This window comes from Flagellimonas spongiicola (genome assembly GCF_023502425.1).
GTDB classification, from domain to species: domain Bacteria; phylum Bacteroidota; class Bacteroidia; order Flavobacteriales; family Flavobacteriaceae; genus Flagellimonas; species Flagellimonas spongiicola.
Map to the genome: position 1 here is coordinate 621,810 of NZ_JAMFMA010000002.1, position 17,226 is coordinate 639,035.

The 17,226-nt window shown below is 40.0% G+C and carries 24 protein-coding genes; 11 read left to right on the top strand and 13 right to left on the bottom strand.

What is annotated here, in order from left to right; all coding sequences use genetic code 11:
* Positions 1–32: 32 nt before the first annotated feature.
* The 4 genes from M3P19_RS09010 to M3P19_RS09025 all read left to right on the top strand — a co-directional run bounded on the left by M3P19_RS09010 (position 33) and on the right by M3P19_RS09025 (position 2,509).
* A complete protein-coding gene (locus M3P19_RS09010) occupies positions 33–800 on the top strand; it encodes an enoyl-CoA hydratase/isomerase family protein (RefSeq protein WP_249657336.1) in 768 nt (255 codons plus the stop codon).
* A 120-nt stretch (positions 801–920) separates the two neighbouring features.
* On the top strand, positions 921–1,349 hold the full coding sequence (locus M3P19_RS09015; protein ID WP_249657337.1) for a DUF3592 domain-containing protein: 429 nt from the start codon (positions 921–923) through the stop codon (positions 1,347–1,349).
* Between the two features lie 48 nt (positions 1,350–1,397).
* Positions 1,398–2,165, top strand: coding sequence for a UDP-2,3-diacylglucosamine diphosphatase (locus M3P19_RS09020; RefSeq protein ID WP_249657338.1), 768 nt, complete (start codon positions 1,398–1,400; stop codon positions 2,163–2,165).
* Positions 2,162–2,509 (top strand): cupin domain-containing protein, encoded by a 348-nt coding sequence (locus tag M3P19_RS09025; RefSeq protein ID WP_249657339.1) that lies wholly within the window; start codon positions 2,162–2,164, stop codon positions 2,507–2,509. Before M3P19_RS09020 ends, M3P19_RS09025 begins: the two co-directional genes overlap by 4 nt.
* Positions 2,510–2,528: 19 nt before the next feature.
* Here the strand turns inward: M3P19_RS09025 and M3P19_RS09030 are convergent, their stop codons facing one another.
* From M3P19_RS09030 to M3P19_RS09050, 5 genes are all read right to left on the bottom strand, one after another.
* Positions 2,529–3,800, bottom strand: coding sequence for an MFS transporter (locus M3P19_RS09030; RefSeq protein WP_249657340.1), 1,272 nt, complete (start codon positions 3,798–3,800; stop codon positions 2,529–2,531).
* Positions 3,801–3,802: 2 nt separating this feature from the next.
* Complete coding sequence (locus M3P19_RS09035; RefSeq protein WP_249657341.1) at positions 3,803–4,189, bottom strand: VOC family protein; 387 nt, start codon at positions 4,187–4,189, stop codon at positions 3,803–3,805.
* On the bottom strand, positions 4,186–5,874 hold the full coding sequence (recJ, locus tag M3P19_RS09040; RefSeq protein WP_249657342.1) for a single-stranded-DNA-specific exonuclease RecJ: 1,689 nt from the start codon (positions 5,872–5,874) through the stop codon (positions 4,186–4,188). Before recJ ends, M3P19_RS09035 begins: the two co-directional genes overlap by 4 nt.
* Before the next feature lie 34 nt (positions 5,875–5,908).
* Positions 5,909–6,262 (bottom strand): four helix bundle protein, encoded by a 354-nt coding sequence (locus M3P19_RS09045; protein WP_249657343.1) that lies wholly within the window; start codon positions 6,260–6,262, stop codon positions 5,909–5,911.
* A gap of 123 nt (positions 6,263–6,385) precedes the next feature.
* Positions 6,386–6,808 carry an OsmC family protein gene (locus M3P19_RS09050; RefSeq protein WP_249657344.1) on the bottom strand — a complete coding sequence of 141 codons (423 nt, stop codon included), beginning with the start codon at positions 6,806–6,808 and terminating at the stop codon, positions 6,386–6,388.
* 55 nt (positions 6,809–6,863) lie between these two features.
* On the opposite strand from M3P19_RS09050, the gene M3P19_RS09055 reads away from it, so the two are divergent.
* The 3 genes from M3P19_RS09055 to M3P19_RS09065 all read left to right on the top strand — a co-directional run bounded on the left by M3P19_RS09055 (position 6,864) and on the right by M3P19_RS09065 (position 8,784).
* A complete protein-coding gene (locus M3P19_RS09055; RefSeq protein ID WP_249657345.1) occupies positions 6,864–7,466 on the top strand; it encodes a carboxymuconolactone decarboxylase family protein in 603 nt (200 codons plus the stop codon).
* Positions 7,467–7,567: 101 nt separating this feature from the next.
* Positions 7,568–8,149, top strand: coding sequence for a DinB family protein (locus M3P19_RS09060; protein ID WP_249657346.1), 582 nt, complete (start codon positions 7,568–7,570; stop codon positions 8,147–8,149).
* 50 nt (positions 8,150–8,199) lie between these two features.
* Entirely contained in the window at positions 8,200–8,784 is a 585-nt protein-coding gene (locus M3P19_RS09065) for a Crp/Fnr family transcriptional regulator (protein WP_249657347.1), read from the top strand.
* Here M3P19_RS09065 and M3P19_RS09070 read toward each other — a convergent pair.
* The 8 genes from M3P19_RS09070 to M3P19_RS09105 all read right to left on the bottom strand — a co-directional run bounded on the left by M3P19_RS09070 (position 8,778) and on the right by M3P19_RS09105 (position 13,609).
* Entirely contained in the window at positions 8,778–9,356 is a 579-nt protein-coding gene (locus tag M3P19_RS09070; RefSeq protein ID WP_249657348.1) for a uracil-DNA glycosylase family protein, read from the bottom strand. The two genes, M3P19_RS09065 and M3P19_RS09070, sit on opposite strands and share 7 nt — an antisense overlap.
* A gap of 78 nt (positions 9,357–9,434) precedes the next feature.
* Positions 9,435–9,908 (bottom strand): YHS domain-containing (seleno)protein, encoded by a 474-nt coding sequence (locus tag M3P19_RS09075; protein WP_249657349.1) that lies wholly within the window; start codon positions 9,906–9,908, stop codon positions 9,435–9,437.
* 24 nt (positions 9,909–9,932) lie between these two features.
* Positions 9,933–10,283 (bottom strand): SPW repeat domain-containing protein, encoded by a 351-nt coding sequence (locus M3P19_RS09080; RefSeq protein ID WP_249657350.1) that lies wholly within the window; start codon positions 10,281–10,283, stop codon positions 9,933–9,935.
* Between the two features lie 9 nt (positions 10,284–10,292).
* Positions 10,293–10,643: a hypothetical protein gene (locus M3P19_RS09085; RefSeq protein ID WP_249657351.1), complete on the bottom strand. Its 351-nt coding sequence runs from the start codon at positions 10,641–10,643 to the stop codon at positions 10,293–10,295.
* 107 nt (positions 10,644–10,750) lie between these two features.
* Positions 10,751–11,788: a helix-turn-helix domain-containing protein gene (locus M3P19_RS09090; protein WP_249657352.1), complete on the bottom strand. Its 1,038-nt coding sequence runs from the start codon at positions 11,786–11,788 to the stop codon at positions 10,751–10,753.
* 51 nt (positions 11,789–11,839) lie between these two features.
* Entirely contained in the window at positions 11,840–12,511 is a 672-nt protein-coding gene (gene rsmI / locus M3P19_RS09095; protein WP_249657353.1) for a 16S rRNA (cytidine(1402)-2'-O)-methyltransferase, read from the bottom strand.
* A 9-nt stretch (positions 12,512–12,520) separates the two neighbouring features.
* Positions 12,521–12,877, bottom strand: a complete 357-nt coding sequence (locus tag M3P19_RS09100; RefSeq protein WP_249657354.1) for a DoxX family protein — start codon at positions 12,875–12,877, stop codon at positions 12,521–12,523.
* A 57-nt stretch (positions 12,878–12,934) separates the two neighbouring features.
* Complete coding sequence (locus M3P19_RS09105) at positions 12,935–13,609, bottom strand: hypothetical protein (RefSeq protein ID WP_249657355.1); 675 nt, start codon at positions 13,607–13,609, stop codon at positions 12,935–12,937.
* Positions 13,610–13,768: 159 nt separating this feature from the next.
* On the opposite strand from M3P19_RS09105, the gene M3P19_RS09110 reads away from it, so the two are divergent.
* From M3P19_RS09110 to M3P19_RS09125, 4 genes are all read left to right on the top strand, one after another.
* On the top strand, positions 13,769–14,413 hold the full coding sequence (locus M3P19_RS09110; protein WP_249657356.1) for a thymidine kinase: 645 nt from the start codon (positions 13,769–13,771) through the stop codon (positions 14,411–14,413).
* Positions 14,406–15,515 (top strand): alanine racemase, encoded by a 1,110-nt coding sequence (alr, locus tag M3P19_RS09115; protein WP_249657357.1) that lies wholly within the window; start codon positions 14,406–14,408, stop codon positions 15,513–15,515. Before M3P19_RS09110 ends, alr begins: the two co-directional genes overlap by 8 nt.
* A gap of 77 nt (positions 15,516–15,592) precedes the next feature.
* Positions 15,593–16,000 (top strand): large-conductance mechanosensitive channel protein MscL, encoded by a 408-nt coding sequence (gene mscL, locus M3P19_RS09120; protein WP_249657358.1) that lies wholly within the window; start codon positions 15,593–15,595, stop codon positions 15,998–16,000.
* 188 nt (positions 16,001–16,188) lie between these two features.
* Entirely contained in the window at positions 16,189–17,202 is a 1,014-nt protein-coding gene (locus tag M3P19_RS09125; RefSeq protein WP_249657359.1) for an aspartate-semialdehyde dehydrogenase, read from the top strand.
* Positions 17,203–17,226 lie beyond the last annotated feature (24 nt).

The window sequence follows — 17,226 nt, forward strand, 5'->3', positions numbered from 1 at the left end:
TAACCTTTAACTTGGCGTAATTAGAATTTGAAATGTCCACAACAAGAACCAACGGAAGTCTTTATACCAAAATCGAAAACCGTATCGCCTGGGTGGAATTTGGTCATCCAGCCAGTAATTCATTTGTATCTGAACTTTTGGCTAGGTTGGCCGCAGAAATCGATAAATTATCCGCAAAAGAAGAAGTTTCCTTACTAGTTCTTAAGTCTGAAGGAGAAAGGGCATTTTGTGCAGGAGCTTCCTTTGATGAGCTGGTGGCCATATCAAATTTAGATGAAGGAAGAGCTTTCTTTAGCGGCTTTGCCAATGTAATCAATGCAATGCGCAAGAGTGCCAAACCCATTTTCGGCCGGGTTCAAGGCAAAGCAGTAGGCGGAGGTGTAGGATTGGCCGCTGCCTGCGATTATGTTTATGCAACGGAAAGCGCCTCAATTAAGTTATCGGAAATCACTATTGGAATAGCTCCGTTGGTCATTGCTCCAGCCGTAGAGCGGAAAATCGGTAAATCTGGACTTGCAGAATTGTCATTTGCACCAACAGATTGGAAAAATGCCTATTGGGCAAAAGAAAAAGGATTGTTTTCTAGGGTTTTTGATTCCATTGCGGAAATGGATAAAGAATTGGAGTTCCATGTAAATAAGTTGGCAACCTACAATCCCGAAGCCTTGGAAAAAATGAAAAAAGTACTCTGGGAAGGAACATCCCATTGGGACGATCTCCTTTTGGAACGAGCAGAAGCATCTGGTAAATTGGCATTATCGCCAAATACAAAAGAAGCTTTGGAAAAATTTAAAAAATAAAAATGGACATACTTTCATATTTAAACAGCGACCTCGTATTTCCCATTTTGGCACTATTGGTCATTGTAGTCTATATTGTTACAAGAATGCGCAATAGAAGAAGATTCAAAAGATAGCCTAATGGCTTCCAAAAAGTATACAATGTGGGTAGTTCTTTATGGCGGACTGTTTTTTCTTGGTTTGGTATTGGCCTATTTTTCAGCCCAACAATACCAAAAAACCAAAACATTGCTAATGGAAGGCATTCGGACAACTGCGGTAGTCCGTGATTTGTTGACCAACTATGATAGCGACGGAAATACCTACACCCCGGTATTCGAATTCAAAGATCGCAGTAATACCTTGCAGACATACAAAAGCCCAGTCAGTTCAAGTCCTCCAGCCTATGCTGTTGGTGATAAGGTAAAGATCATTTATGACCGTAAGGATTCCTCCAATGTAAAAACGGTTACATTCTGGGGACTTTACCGCTTTAGTGTAATCCTTATGATGATTGCTTCACCCTTGCTTGTTATCGGAGGAAGCTATCTTTTGTATACCTATCGATAAAATTGAATGGTATTGCCATGCAAGCTTAATGGTTATCTTTAACCTCAAATGAAGAACCTGACATTACAGAAAGGAAAGAAAGTCTACTTTGCCAGCGACAATCACTTGGGTGCGCCAACCAATAAGGACAGTTTACCGCGTGAAAAAAAGTTTGTGGCGTGGTTGGATTCCATTAAGGAAGATGCTGGTGCTATCTTTTTGATGGGTGATCTTTTTGATTTTTGGTTTGAATATAGAACCGTTGTCCCAAAAGGATTTACTAGAACCTTGGGGAAACTCGCTGAATTATCGGACCGCGGAATCCAGATTACCTACTTTGTGGGTAACCATGATCTATGGATGAATGGCTATTTCGAAGAAGAGTTGAACATTCCAGTCTACCATAAACCTCAGCAGTTTTTAATCAATGACACTTCTTTTTTTATAGGTCACGGAGATGGGTTAGGCCCTGATGACAAAGGGTTTAAGCGCATGAAAAAGGTTTTTACCAATCCCTTTGCCAAATGGTTGTTCAAATGGTTGCACCCAGACCTTGGTGTTCGCTTGGGGCAGCATTTATCCGTAAACAACAAAATAATTTCTGGAGATGCTGATGCCAAATTTTTAGGAGAAGACAAAGAATGGTTGGTTTTGTACGCAAAGCGAAAATTGGAAACGCAACATTACGATCATTTTATTTTTGGACATCGACATCTTCCAATGGAAATCCAACTCAATGAAAAGTCAGTTTATACCAATTTAGGCGATTGGATTTCCTATTTCACCTACGCTGTTTTTGATGGTGAAAAACTTGCTCTTGAAAAACTGGGTGAATGATTCGCAATAAGAACAATAGCGAACATTATCGTTGGGGCGATAATTGTAGTGGCTGGTTTTTGGTGTACACACCTGAGTTAAGCGTAATCGAGGAGCTAATGCCTCCCAATACGGCCGAAAAAGAACATTACCATCAGTTTGCCCAGCAATATTTTGAAATCAAGTCAGGTATCGCCACTTTTAAAATTGAAGAAGAGATAATTGAAGTTCCTTCAGGTTCGGGAATACACATCCCTCCTAGGACCAAACACTGCATATTTAATAATGGTAAAAGCGATTTGAAATTTGTGGTGATATCACAACCAAATATCCGAGGAGATAGAATAGAAGCTCCCTTCCATTGAAGCCAAACATCTTTCGAACCTATTCCTTACTATGTTCTTCCACATCCTTGGTCAAATCCAAATTTCGAAAGCTAGGTGAAATCAAAGCAGTGGTACCAGCAGTAAATACGGTCATACAACCCCCAAAAACCACTGCAGTTACCGTTCCCAGAATTTTTGCAGCCAATCCACTTTCAAAGGCCCCCAACTCATTTGAAGATCCCACAAATATTGAATTTACGGAAGCTACCCTTCCTCGCATATGGTCTGGTGTCTTCAATTGAAGGATGGTTTGTCGGATAATCATTGAGACTCCATCAACGGCACCACTTACAAACAATGCGATCACCGATAGCCAAAAGATTTTGGATACCCCAAAAACGATGATACACACGCCAAAGGCAAAAACCACCCACAACAATTTCTTTCCTGCATTTTTATGTAATGGGAATCTGGTAGAGCCCAACATAGTAATTGAAGCCCCTACTGCTGGTGCAGCCCTTAAAATGCCAAAACCCTCAGACCCAACATGCAATATATCTTGGGCATAAATTGGTAATAGGGCCACCGCACCACCGAACAGTACGGCCACCATATCCAAGGTCAATGCGCCAAATATGGCTTTGCTATTGAATACAAATCGCAAACCGTCTTTTAAACTTTGAATAATTGGTTCCCCTATTTTAGGGTTCACAATAGGTTTTCGAGCTATTTTCAAAAGGAAAATCAAAGCCAATATGGAAAATCCAAATATCACGCACATAGACCAATGTACGCCAATCCAACTGATACTGAATCCGGCCAATGCCGGCCCTAAAACGGATGCTACTTGCCATGTGGAACTGCTCCAAGTAGCGGCATTAGGGTAGATTTTTTTAGGTACAATCAACGCGATTAGAGAAAATACAGTTGGCCCAATAAATGCTCTGACCAACCCACCACAAAAAACCAACGCATAAATAATCCATAAAATGGTGCTAGACGACAAGGAATTTTCCAAACGGGGATCACTAACGCAGAAAAGCCCCAAACTGATCATCGAAAATCCAATAATACATTTAATCAACAGATTCCTTTTCTCAGATTGATCTACAATGTGACCCGCAAACAATGCCATACTTACCGCTGGGATAATTTCCATCAAACCAATAATCCCCAATGACAAAGGATCTTTGGTCATGGAATACACCTGCCATTCAATCACAATAAACTGCGTAGACCATGCAAACACCATGGCAAAACGAACTACCAAAAAAGTGTTGAATTCTGGGAATCTAAGTGCCGCGTAGGGGTCTATCGCGTTATTGGTCATGGTTATACAGTAATCTCTATTCGGTTGCCTTCTGGATCCAAAGTTACACTTTCATAATAACCATCGCCGGTTGTTCGGGGTTCACCAACAATCTTATACCCCGCATTGCGTAATTGCTCCGTTATGGCATTAACTTTTTCCCTGGAGCCAACTGAAATTGCAAAATGAACCAATCCAATTCGTTCTTTAGCAGGGTTCACTAGTTGCAAAACCTCTGGATTGTGCATCAATTCCAAACGAGCACCCTTATCAAAACTCAAAAAATATGAGCGGAAGTTTTTATTCGGATTGTAATACGCTTCCCCTCGCTTTGCATTAAAAAAAAACTCATAATAGTTGCACGTTTTTTCCAAATCCTTCACCCATATGGCCAAGTGTTCTATTTTCATCGGATATCCTTAAGTTTAAATTGCAATTCTATTCTACCGTTCCATTCATTCTCGTCCAATGAAAATACTGCGTCAAAGTGACTCTTGGATTTAATAGCAGGCCATTTTGGTGCTAAATTGAACCCGATAGCACCAAACCTTTGATTTCCATCTTGCAAGACTGTCAATTTTAAGTGCTTTTCTTCTTCACCCACACCTTTTCCATAGCCCGTATCCCGCAGTCTTGACGCCATAAAAACGGGCGACATATTTCCAGGTCCAAAGGGCGCAAATTGTTTTAAAATCCGCATTAATTTAGGATTGATCTGATGAAAGTCAATTTGGGCATCAACGGTAATTTCCGGTGTCAATAAATTGGGATCAATGGTTTCTGATACCGTTTTTTCAAAAGCTACTTTGAACTTATGGTATTGCGCCTTATCCAAGGTTAATCCTGCAGCATATTTGTGTCCCCCAAACTGTTCTAAATATTCGGAGCAGGCGTCAAGAGCATTGTATACATCAAATCCTTTGACTGATCTTGCCGAAGCCGCCATTTTGTCGCCACTATTCGTAAAAACAAGTGTTGGGCGATAGTAGGTTTCTATCAATCTTGAAGCCACGATTCCGATCACACCTTTATGCCAATTTTCATTATAGACCACCGATGTGAAGTTTTGCTGTTCATCATTTTCCTTGATTTGAACCAAGGCTTCTTCAGTTATTTCCCGATCCAGGTTTTTTCGGTCAGCGTTATAGGTCTCGATCTCACTGGCAAACTTCTTAGCTGCTTCCAGATTGGTCTCCATCAACAAATTCACTGCATGCTGTCCGTGTTTCATTCTACCCGCAGCGTTGATCCTTGGCGCAATTATGAACACCACATCAGTGATGGACAAAGCCTTCTTTTTTATTTGGTCTATAATCGCCTTGAATCCTATTCGCGGTTGAGAATTAATTACTTCTAATCCGTAATACGCGAGCACACGATTTTCACCCGTTATCGGTACAATATCCGCAGCAATAGCCGTTGCCACCAAATCCAAATATGGAATGAGACCATCAACACTGCCACCACTATTAATTTCCAGCGCCTGAATGAGCTTGAATCCTACACCACAACCACATAGTTCTTGATAAGGGTAATTACAATCTTCCCGTTTGGGATCCAATACCGCAACTGCCTTGGGTAGGGTCTCTCCCGGTCTATGGTGATCGCAGATTACAAAGTCAATACCTTTTTGGTGGGCATAGTCCACCTGTTCCAACGCTTTTATTCCGCAATCCAACGCTATTATCAATGTAACATCATTATCTGCGGCAAAATCAATCCCTTGTTTGGATATGCCATATCCTTCGTTATAACGATCGGGAATATAGGTGGCTACATGAGGATATCTTTCTCTTAAATAGGAGGCCATCAAAGCAACCGCAGTAGTCCCATCCACATCGTAATCACCATACACCAGAATATGTTCCCCTGTAGTTATTGCTTTTTCAATCCGTGATACAGCCCGATCCATATCTTGCATCAAGAAAGGATCGTGTAAATCGGAAAACTGTGGTCTAAAGAATTTTTTAGCCTCTTCGTATGTGGTAATCCCTCTTTGCAACAATAATTGGGCTACCAACGAATCCACCTTCAATACTCGTGCTAGTTCATCAATTTCGTTTTGTGAAGGGACTGGTTTTATTATCCAACGCATGTTTTAAGATCAAATTCAAAAATTAAGTTTAAGCTCAGCGTGTTTTACTCCGAATTATAGCAGCTATTATTTTGATAAGTTGCTCTATCTCATCCAATAGTTTGCTTCTGTTTTTTTCGGAGCCATAACATATCTTATTCAATATTTTGAGGTTGACTCTTGACTCTTTTAATTCTTTTAAAACCAATGAGGCTTTGTGGCAATAGTCTTTTACGGAATAAGCTCTTTGAACTTCACCAAAATTCAATGCTGCACTGCCTCCAGAACGAAGCAATTGATTACCATAATATTGTCCAGTAAAATCCGAAGGTAATTCCTTGCAAAAAAGTGCAATGTTTGCAGCTAGATGTACAAACCGTTCCTCCAAGTCAAATTTCTTATGGCCCATAGTCCATTAATTTTGATTTTGAGGTCGATAATTCTTTAAAACTAAGAAAATCCTAGAACTTGAATGAAGTAGTCCAGCTCAATATTTGAACTTAGTAAATGAACTTAATCCTTGAACTTGAACTTAGGTATGATGAAATACCGGTTTGATTTCCAACTCGGCAAACCTGCGGAACATTTCCATTACTCCGCAATACTTTTCTACCGAAAGATCTATGGTTTTTTGCAGTTTCGTTTCGTTAAGATTGGAGCCATGAAAATGATATTCAATTACTACAGCGTCATAATACTTGGGGTGCTCATCCGTTAAATTCGCTATGGTTTCGATGTGGAATTCATCCACTTCCAATTTCATTTTTTTAATCAATGAAGCAATATCCAGACCGGAACAACCTGCCAATGCAGATAGCATTAAGGCTTTGGGTCTAAACCCCTCCCCGTTCCCACCATCATCGGGGCTTGCGTCAATCTTTAAATTCAATCCAGATGGGTTATTACTCTCAAAAGCCATCCCGCCCAACCATTTGGTGCTAATATGATTTGTCATGCTGTCAATTTTTTGTTTCTTGTAACTATCAAAAATACGATTAAAATCAGCATTCATGGCCTTAGTAAAACCCCTAGACCCCAATCACGATAAAGAAACAAAACAGCTTGCGGAATTTTTTAATGAAACCCTTGGTTTTTGCCCTAATTCGGTTCTGACCATGCAACACAGACCTGCAATATCAAAAGCATTCATTAATCTTAATAAGGCTGTGATGGCCAATGAGGGCAGGGTGACTTCGGCCTTAAAACGTATGATTGCCTGGGTAAGCAGTAACGCCACTGGCTGCAGATATTGTCAAGCACACGCTATTCGCGCTGCCGAGCGCTATGGAGCGGAACAAGAGCAGTTGGACAATATTTGGGAATACCGTTCCCATCCTGCATTTTCCGATGCAGAACGTGCTGCTTTGGATTTTTCCTTAGCTGCCTCACAAGTACCAAACACGGTAAATGCCGACATAAAAAAACGATTGTACGAACACTGGAACGAAGGTGAAATCGTAGAAATGTTAGGTGTGATTTCTCTATTTGGTTACCTCAACCGTTGGAACGATTCTATGGGGACTTCCATTGAAGATGGTGCGGTGGAAAGTGCGGAAACCTATTTGGGCAACATCGGATGGGAAAAAGGAAAACATGATGGTTCCCAATACTAATTCTTAATACCACATATTCGTATCGCTAATTTCTTGATTTGCATCAACATTTATTGACAAGGCAAGACTGATCTTTGTATAAATCAAAATTACGAACAGTCATGGCCAAACTCTATATTACTCCAGAAAACCAAATCCAACGGCTAAATGGTGTTTTTTTAAAAGTGCAGGAACTGCAAAACTTGCCTTTTACCCAGTTAACAACTCCATTAGATCCTAAATCATGGTCTGTGTTAGAGGTAATTGAGCACCTCAATAAATCCTACTTGTTGTATTACAACAAACTGGAAGCAGCGCTCCAAAACCTACCCGATACAGAAAATGATCCTTCCGAATTTAAAGCGCGGGTTTGGCAAAAAATAGTTATTGAAGCGCAACGACCAAAAAATGGGGTTGTAAAATGGAAATTGAAAACACTGAAAAGGTTTGAGCCGCTTTTGGATCTATCCCAATTGGACCAAGGCGATGCAAATAAAGTCTTTGAGGATTTCAATAAACTACATCAACATTTAAAAACCTGCATACTTGAAAGTCGTAACAAGGAATTGAAAAAAACAAAAATTACCTCAGCCATTGGCCCAATTGTACTATTTTATCTACCAGAATGCTATGAGTTTTTAATCTGTCACATTGAAAGACACATGGTTCAAATTGAAGGTATTTTATCAGGAATTCACCAATAACTTTTTCATGATAAGGGTTCTTTTTAAATTTAAAGGGAATTCCTTTTCATATGGATGATGCCAATTTTACACGTTTAAAAGCTTTCTTTTCCCATGTCGATTTCAGCGCTATCGATATTGCCCATTTCAAGTCGCTTTGGGTAGAAAAAGAATTCAAGCAATACGACTTCATTACCGAGGCCGGGAGTATAGAACGCTATTTCTATTTTGTTTTGGAGGGTGTACAAGCCATCTACATCTTAAATGAAAAAGGCGAAAAAGTGGTCTTGGGATTTTCCTACGTAGGCAGCCCTTCAGGTGTTTTTGACTCCTTTATCAACCAAGAACCTTCGCATAGTTTTTTGGAGGCCTTGAAACCTTCCAAATTGTTGGCCATATCCTTGACAGATTATCAGTGGCTATTTGAAAATTATCCTGGGTTTTATGTATGGGGTCATGAATTTTTTAAGAACATTCTCTTTGGTCGATTACATCGTGAGGTCGAAATCTTGACGTTATCAGCGGAACAACGATACCTAACATTTATGCAACGTTGCCCGGAAGCTTTGAAGGTAATTCCTCAGAAATACTTGGCAAGCTACCTCAATATGAAACCTGAAACTTTTAGTCGTTTGCGCTCCAATATATCTTACTGAGTTGCTGCCAACTGTTCTATTTTTTGCTGTAAAACCGGAATTACCTCTTCCTCAAACCAAGGATTTTTCCGAAGCCAAAAACGGTTTCTTGGCGAAGGGTGCGGCATTACAAAGTGTTGTGGTAAATATTCATCAAAATGCGCTACCGTCTCAGTTAGACTTTTATACAATCTGTCTTTTAGATAAAAACGCTGGGAATGTTGCCCAATAAGCAGTACCATTTCAAGATTTACCAATTGATCTAACACTTGTTGATGCCACTGGGGAGCACATTCGGGTCTCGGCGGTAAATCTCCAGATTTTCCTTTACCAGGATAACAAAATCCCATTGGCATTTGCGCAATGAATGTTTCATCATAAAACAAGTCTTCAGACACCCCCATCCATTTCCGAAGTTGCTTACCGCTTTGATCATCCCATGGAATTCCCGATGCATGAACCTTGGTGCCGGGCGCATGTCCAATTATCAGGATTTTTGCTTTTGACTCCGCAGCAATAATGGGTCTTGGTCCTAGCGGTAAATGTTCTTTACAGATTTCACATTTTCTTATTTTCTGTAGTAAGGCTTTCATTTGGATTGGAATTTAATAAAAAGCGAAACACCCTAGCCCAATTGCCAAGGTGTTTCCAAATCAACACATCACAAAAAACTAGTTGTAAGTACTTTTCAATTTCTTCCAGTTTTCGTTTGCCGTGCTCACCAATTTGTTATGGTTGTTTTCTGCCAACCACAATTGTTGTGCATCCAATTCAATGTTATAGAGGTATAGGAAATATTTTCCATCCTTTACAATGAATTTATTGGGATCTGGTCGGAATTTCGCTCCTGCATATACTCCAAAGGCGCAGTACCCTCCATACTGAGGCATGTATTTGCTTGGGTTTTTGTCGAACTTCTTTTTTTGCTCAGCACTGGTGAAGTAATAAACCACCTTGTTGTGCTCGGATTTGTGCTCTTTAAGTCCCTTTTGTGCAATCCCCAAATCCAAATAGGAGACCGGACTATACCCTTGAAGGGCAATGTTACTGTTATCAATGTTATTTGCCTTTTTATCTTGTCCAAAGCTTGTTTGCATGGCGAAAACCAATGCGAATACTAGTGTTACTTGTTTTAAAAAATTCATTTCTAATGTTTTAATTGTTTTACTTTATTTACTTGCACTTAATGATACAACCAGGAAAACCACCGTGGCATTGAACCAATAATAGGCTGCATCCAAACCGGAGAATCCCAGTGCAAAAGGAAGTATCATAAAGGTCACGGCCACTAAAAGATCTATGGCCAAGTGTCCTTGAAACGGAATCAATCTATAGGCGCTTAGTTTGTAATCGGTAAGCAAACTAGCCGCAAAAACGGCTACCCCTGTACATACCGAAAACCATACTGCCCATTCAGAGGAAGCTCCCAGTCCCAAAAGAAACGGAGCCACCATAAGTCCTAATCCTGCGGTATAATCCGCCACCCCATGTAAAGTTGGTGTGATAAACCTAAGTTTCATGGTAAATGATTAGGCGTTAAAGTATTCCTCTTGAATTACCTGCCCTTCCTCATTCCAAATTCTGCGAATGATTTCATGCCAGTAAATTGTACTGTCATCCTTCATCAAAAAATCAAATGTAAATTCTGAAGCGGAGACATTTCCGTCCACAATGGTCCTGTGCAATTGGATGCCATTTACTTTGGCAATCGCATCTGCAAAACCTTTCATTTTCTCTACCATCTGGGCCTTGCCTGTGGTAGTTACCTTGTTGTAATCGGAAGTATTTGCGTCATCGGCAAAGTACTTCTCAACGGCCTCAACGATTGCACCTTGTGCAACTACGTTGTCCATTTCTGTAGCTAGGGTTCTAATATCCATATGCCTTGTTTTTAGTATTGAATAAAATTTCAGTTGTAATTACAGGGCAAATTTCCAACTAGATACATTGGATATTGCTACAAAAAAGGATACTGTTCTTGTACTTTTTAGGAAAGAAATTCTGAAGGAGTCTTACCAGTGTGATGGCGGAAAAAAGTAGAGAAATGATTGGGTTCTTCAAAGCCCAGTTGCAGCGATACCTGCTTAATAGGTTCACCAGCCATAAGTAAATTCTTTGAGGTCTTAATAATCTCATTCCGCACTAACATCCCCACAGACTTGTTCATTTTAGCCCTTGTTTTCTTGGAAAGTGTTTTTACGGAAACATTCATTTTATCGGCGTAAAAAGCCAATGATCTTTGTGTGTCGTGATGTTCTTTGAGCAGGAATAATAAATCCTCAACAAATGGATCATTTCGATCATAATCAAAATTGTTGCGAAACTCAGAGGGGGAATATCCTGTATTGTGTTTAAACACACGATTAAAGTACGCTGGGTCCTTGAACCCCATATCGTATGACACTTCCTTAAGACTCTTATCGGAAAAAGCGACCTCTTTTTGACTCTCCATCAGCTTCTTCTTGTTGAAAAGCGTTTTAATGGTAATCCCTAATTTATTTTTCACCAAAGCTTGCGCATTAAAGCCATTATCCTGGATCAATACTTCAAAATCCTTGTTGGTGAGGTTGTTATGGTATTCCTTATCTATCAACTCCTTTACGTCAAATATTACCTGATACTCATCTTTGCTGGCATTAAATGGATTTTGCCAATACCATTGCTTTAAAGAAACATCTATGATTTGACGCGTATTGGAACCAAAAATAGAATCAGCTATGTAGCGCTCACATTCATCGCATTCACTAAAATTTATATACCCTAGTGAAATTAAATGTTTAAAAAGTACCCTTACATCTTGATCATAGAATAATTCCTTGGAAGGGAATTCAATGGAACGCACCACAAAGTCATTGGAAAGAAACTTTATATACTGGCCTTTTTCTAAATAAATAGCCTTGTCCTTCCAGTTATCATAATTTCTGAAGTCTACCTGGATACTTCCTGAACCAGATAGAATATGGAAGAGGGTATACTGGTTTATGAAGTATACTTTATTTAATTCTGGAATAAGTTTTTGGACCATCTTGGCTGATCGTTGTACCGTATTGGTCGTAAAATACAGGTATGCCTTTCGTTATTTTTTACCGGCCACTACAATTACAAACTCGCCTTTGGGTGCTTTTTTATTGAAGTAATCCAAAAGTTCAGATAGCGAACCACGAACTGTTTCTTCATACATCTTGGTCAACTCTCTAGAAACCGATGCTTCACGATCCATTCCAAAATACTCGCCAAAATGCGTTAGGGTCTTCAACAATTTATGGGGTGATTCATAAAAAACCATGGTTCTTTTTTCTTCTGCCAGTTGCAGCAAACGTGTTTGCCGTCCTTTCTTTACGGGAAGAAAACCTTCAAAAGTAAATCGATCATTTGGTAAACCACTGTTTACCAAGGCAGGGACAAAAGCAGTGGCTCCAGGTAAGCACTCCACTTCAATACCTTCTGTTACACATGCCCGTGTAAGTAAAAATCCAGGGTCGGAAATGGCCGGTGTGCCAGCATCGGATATTAGGGCCATTCGCACCTCTCCTTTCAGTTTCTGAACTAGGGATTCCAGCTGCTTGTGCTCATTGTGCATATGGTGGCTCTGCAAAGGCGTTTCAATCTCAAAATGTTTAAGGAGTTTTCCGCTTGTACGGGTATCTTCAGCCAAGACTAAATCCACCTCCTTTAGCACTTTGATTGCCCTTAAGGTCATATCCTCCAAATTGCCAATTGGTGTGGGCACCAAGAACAACTTTCCCATAAATTTAGATTAAGGTCTTACCGTTTTACCGGTAAAATACGAAGTCAACACAAAAACGCAAGCAAGAGCAGCTCCCATATGTTGGCCATCACTGATCATATAATGTGCAAAAAAGGCTAATACCGTATTGAAAAAGAACCCTGCATAGGCCCATTCTTTCAACCACTTTGAAAAGTTGCCCCAAATCGCCACCAAACCTAATATTTTGGCAATGGCAAGAGGATAAATGAGATACACAGGATAACCCATATTTTGGAAAAATCCTACAATGGCTTCGTTGTTAAAGAAGTAATTGTAGACAGAAAAACACATCATGAGTGTTAGCAGGCTAGTTGAAAGCCAAAATGCAATCGATCTAAGTTTCATTTGAAGTTACTTTAGGATTGTTCTTCCTAAAAGTATAAAAAGAATTTGGTTCTGGAATTAGGCGAACCTTCGTTCAATCAAAGCCATGAAACGAGATTCGTAATCCTCTTTACCCTCCCAATTGTTGTATTCTGGCTTCACCATATTAGTAATAAAGGAAATAGATCGTTCTTCTGTGTCTATGGTGTTTAACTGGGAAAGTACCCGTTGGTAATCTTCTGTGTTATTGTTGAACAAGTGTTTTACAAAGGCCAGCTTGTCATTGAGACCAACCTGATATTCCTTCACAAAAGTGTCGTTTAGGGATTTACCTGCTTTAACTGAACTATCACTCGCGGTTAAGATCTCTTTTTCGTTCTTAATGGGTTCCTGTTTAGCTACAAATTCAGTAAAAACATGTTCAACAGCGGTATCTGTGGGCATTTCGGATACCATACCTTTTATGGTTTCCATTCCCGGGATAATAATGTCCTCTTCATGCGGGTTGCTTTCAGGAACGGAGATATTCCCACTTAGCACGGCATTCGCCATTTTTTCAAATCGAGTAGCAATTACGTTTTTGGAAACATCCACTTCAATGTCACTCAATTTTTCATCAATAAAACGAAGTACAGCCAATTTTTCATAGAGTTCCTTGGCCTGATCGTAAAGTTCTGTGAGTTCCTTATCTTCCCGTGAAGTGATAATGTCCGTAGACAATTTGATCAAATCTTCCCTTAATTTCCTTATCATCGCTACTAATCTTTACTATAAATTTAATCTGAATTCACGTACGATATTACGAACAAAAGGTTAAATTTTGACACTTATCGTAACGCTTCTTTTAATAAGTAGTTTTATGTTTCCTTGAATAAAACGAAAAAACTTCCCAATTTCGTTTAAAAGTACAGTATGTTTCTTGAAAACACGGTAAACCCTAAAGAACAATTCGGATGGATAGAAGTCATCTGTGGTTCCATGTTTTCTGGAAAAACAGAAGAACTCATCCGACGTTTAAGACGAGCGCAGTTTGCAAAGCAAAAAGTAGAAATCTTTAAACCCATTGTGGACACTCGCTATCATGAAGACATGGTAGTTTCGCACGATGCCAATGAGATTAGGTCAACTCCTGTACCTGCCGCTGCAAACATTAGATTATTGGCCGATGATTGCGATGTGGTAGGGATTGATGAAGCCCAATTTTTTGATGATGAGATTGTCACTGTATGCAACGACCTGGCCAACCGAGGAATTCGTGTGGTTGTTGCAGGATTGGACATGGATTTCAAAGGAAACCCATTTGGCCCCATGCCCGCCCTTATGGCTACTGCAGAATATGTCACCAAGGTTCATGCAGTATGCACAAGAACAGGTAATTTGGCCAACTACAGTTTTAGAAAAAGCAATGACGAAAACCTGGTTCTTTTGGGAGAAACCGGAGAATATGAACCTTTGAGCAGGGCAGCATTCTACAAAGCCATGTTAAAAGAAAAGGTAAGTCAAATGGATGTTGAGGGGGAAGAAGTCACCAATAAAAAGAAAACTGCCAATGGCTAATATTGGCGAAACTACACTGGAGATTGACCTATCTGCACTTGAACACAATTACAGGTATTTAAAATCCAAAATTTCTGATTCCACAAAGTTTTTAGGTGTTGTAAAAGCGTTTGCTTATGGCAGTGATATGGTGGCAGTCGCAAAAAAATTGGAATCCCTTGGCACCGATTATCTCGCAGTTGCCTACGTCAAAGAAGGTGTTCTACTGCGTGAGTCTGGAATTAAAACCCCGATTCTTGTTTTGCATCCACAGCCAATGAATTTTGAATTGTTGATTTATTATCATTTGGAGCCCAGTATGTATTCCCCAAGAATATTGAAGCGATTTCTGGAAACTGCGGAAAGATTACAAACAACCGATTACCCGGTCCATATAAAGTTCAACACGGGATTAAATCGTTTGGGGTTTTGGGAAAACGATGTGGAGTACATCATGCAACATTTGGAAGGCAAAACGGCTATTAAAATCGTTTCCATATTTTCCCATCTTGCAGCCTCAGAGGATTCAAAGGAAAAAGCTTTTAGTCTAAACCAAATTGAGTGCTTTACCAAAATTGCAAAGTCACTGGATCAATTGTTGGGTTACAAACCATTCAGGCATATGCTCAACACTTCTGGAATTTTGAATTATCCTGAGGCGCAATTTGAAATGGTCCGCAGCGGCATCGGTCTATATGGTTATGGAAATAGTGCTGCCATTGATGCACAATTAAAACCAGTGGCCAACTTAAAAACCGTAGTCTCACAACTACATAAAATAGAACCGAATGAAAGCGTGGGTTATAACCGGGCTTTTACTTCCGATGGATATAAAACCACGGCTACTTTACCTATAGGTCACGCTGACGGGATTGGGAGACAATATGGAAACATGAAGGGCTCTGTTAGCATCAATGGAAAACCAGCGCCGATCATTGGGAATGTTTGCATGGACATGATCATGGTGGATGTCACAGGTATCGAATGCAAAGAAGGTGATGAAGTCCTGGTTTTTGGGGCTTCCAGTTCCGCAGAACAATTTGCTGCTAGCGCCAAAACAATTTCTTATGAAATTCTTACCGCAATTTCATCAAGGGTAAAAAGGGTCCTTATTGATCCTTGAAAAAGGACTGTCAATTGTTTCCAAGGCCTTTTTTGGTTACATTGTATACGTATTAACCAAAATAAATAACTATAAACATGGGATTTTTAAAGGAGTTTAAGGATTTCGCCATGAAAGGGAACCTCGTGGATATCGCGGTTGGTTTCGTCATGGGTGCCGCATTCAACAAAGTTGTTGCTTCGTTTACCGGAGGAATTGTCTCCCCACTTATTGGGTTGCTGTTCAATGCTGATTTCAAAGATGTCAAATACATAATCAAGGAAGGGACCATGAACGATGCAGGTGAAAAAGTAGGTGAGGTGGCCATACTTTGGGGTGAGTTTTTGACCAATGTCATCGACTTTGTCATTGTTGCTTTTGTAATGTTCATGATTGTAAAAGCTGTGAACAAGATGAAAAAGAAAGAAGAACCTGCTCCAGAAGCACCAAAAGGTCCAACTGCAGAAGAATTGCTGGCTGAAATTCGTGATGCCTTGAAAAAATAATAAAACGTTTACCGGCAATACCGGTGACCGCTACACCACTGTTGTAATCTTAAAGCCGTCAAGTTGATTCGCAAAAAACTTGGCGGTTGTTTTATTTATAACATTTTGTTATTTATTATTTAGTTGGACTGTTTACACTTGTTTAGAACTTATTCTGTCCTAAATTTGTTCGTTCAAATTCAATACAAATGAAAGTAGCAGTAGTAGGTGCCACTGGTATGGTGGGAGAGGTAATGCTGAAAGTTTTGGCTGAACGTGATTTTCCTATATCGGAATTACTTTTAGTGGCTTCGGAACGTTCCGTTGGAAAAACGCTGAGTTACAAAGGCCAGGAGCACACCGTAATTGGGCTGGAAGATGCAGTTAAAGCACGGCCAGAAATTGCAATCTTTTCAGCTGGTGGTGGAACATCTTTGGAATGGGCCCCAAAATTTGCCGAAGTAGGTACAGCCGTAATAGACAATTCCTCGGCTTGGCGAATGGATCCATCCAAAAAACTTGTGGTTCCCGAAATCAACGCCAATGAACTAACTGCCACCGATAAAATCATAGCTAACCCCAATTGCTCTACCATTCAAATGGTAATGGCATTGAATCCTTTACATAAGAAATACAAAATGAAACGTGTGGTGGTTTCTACCTACCAATCTGTATCCGGCACAGGTGTAAAAGCCGTCCAACAACTGGAGAATGAAATCAATGGTGTTGAGGGCGAAATGGCCTATCCATATCCTATAAGTAGAAACGCACTACCGCACTGTGACGTTTTTATGGAAAATGGCTATACCAAAGAAGAGATGAAGTTGGCACGTGAGCCACAGAAAATTCTTGATGATAGAACTTTTTCCGTAACAGCAACTGCAGTTAGAATCCCTACTGCTGGGGGGCATTCTGAATCTGTGAACGTTGAGTTCCATGAAGATTTCGACCTTGCTGACATCAGAAAATTGTTAAGCAAGACTCCAGGTATAGTAGTCCAGGACAACCCTGAAACCAATTCTTATCCCATGCCCATCTACGCCCATGATAAGGACGATGTTTTTGTGGGAAGGCTAAGAAGGGATGAAACACAGCGCAATACGTTGAATATGTGGATAGTTTCGGATAACCTCAGAAAAGGCGCTGCAACCAATGCGGTTCAAATTGCGGAATATTTGGTTGCCAATAATCTGGTTCCCAATACTTCGGAGGCCGTTTCCTAATAATCATAGCATAAAGGCAAGCTT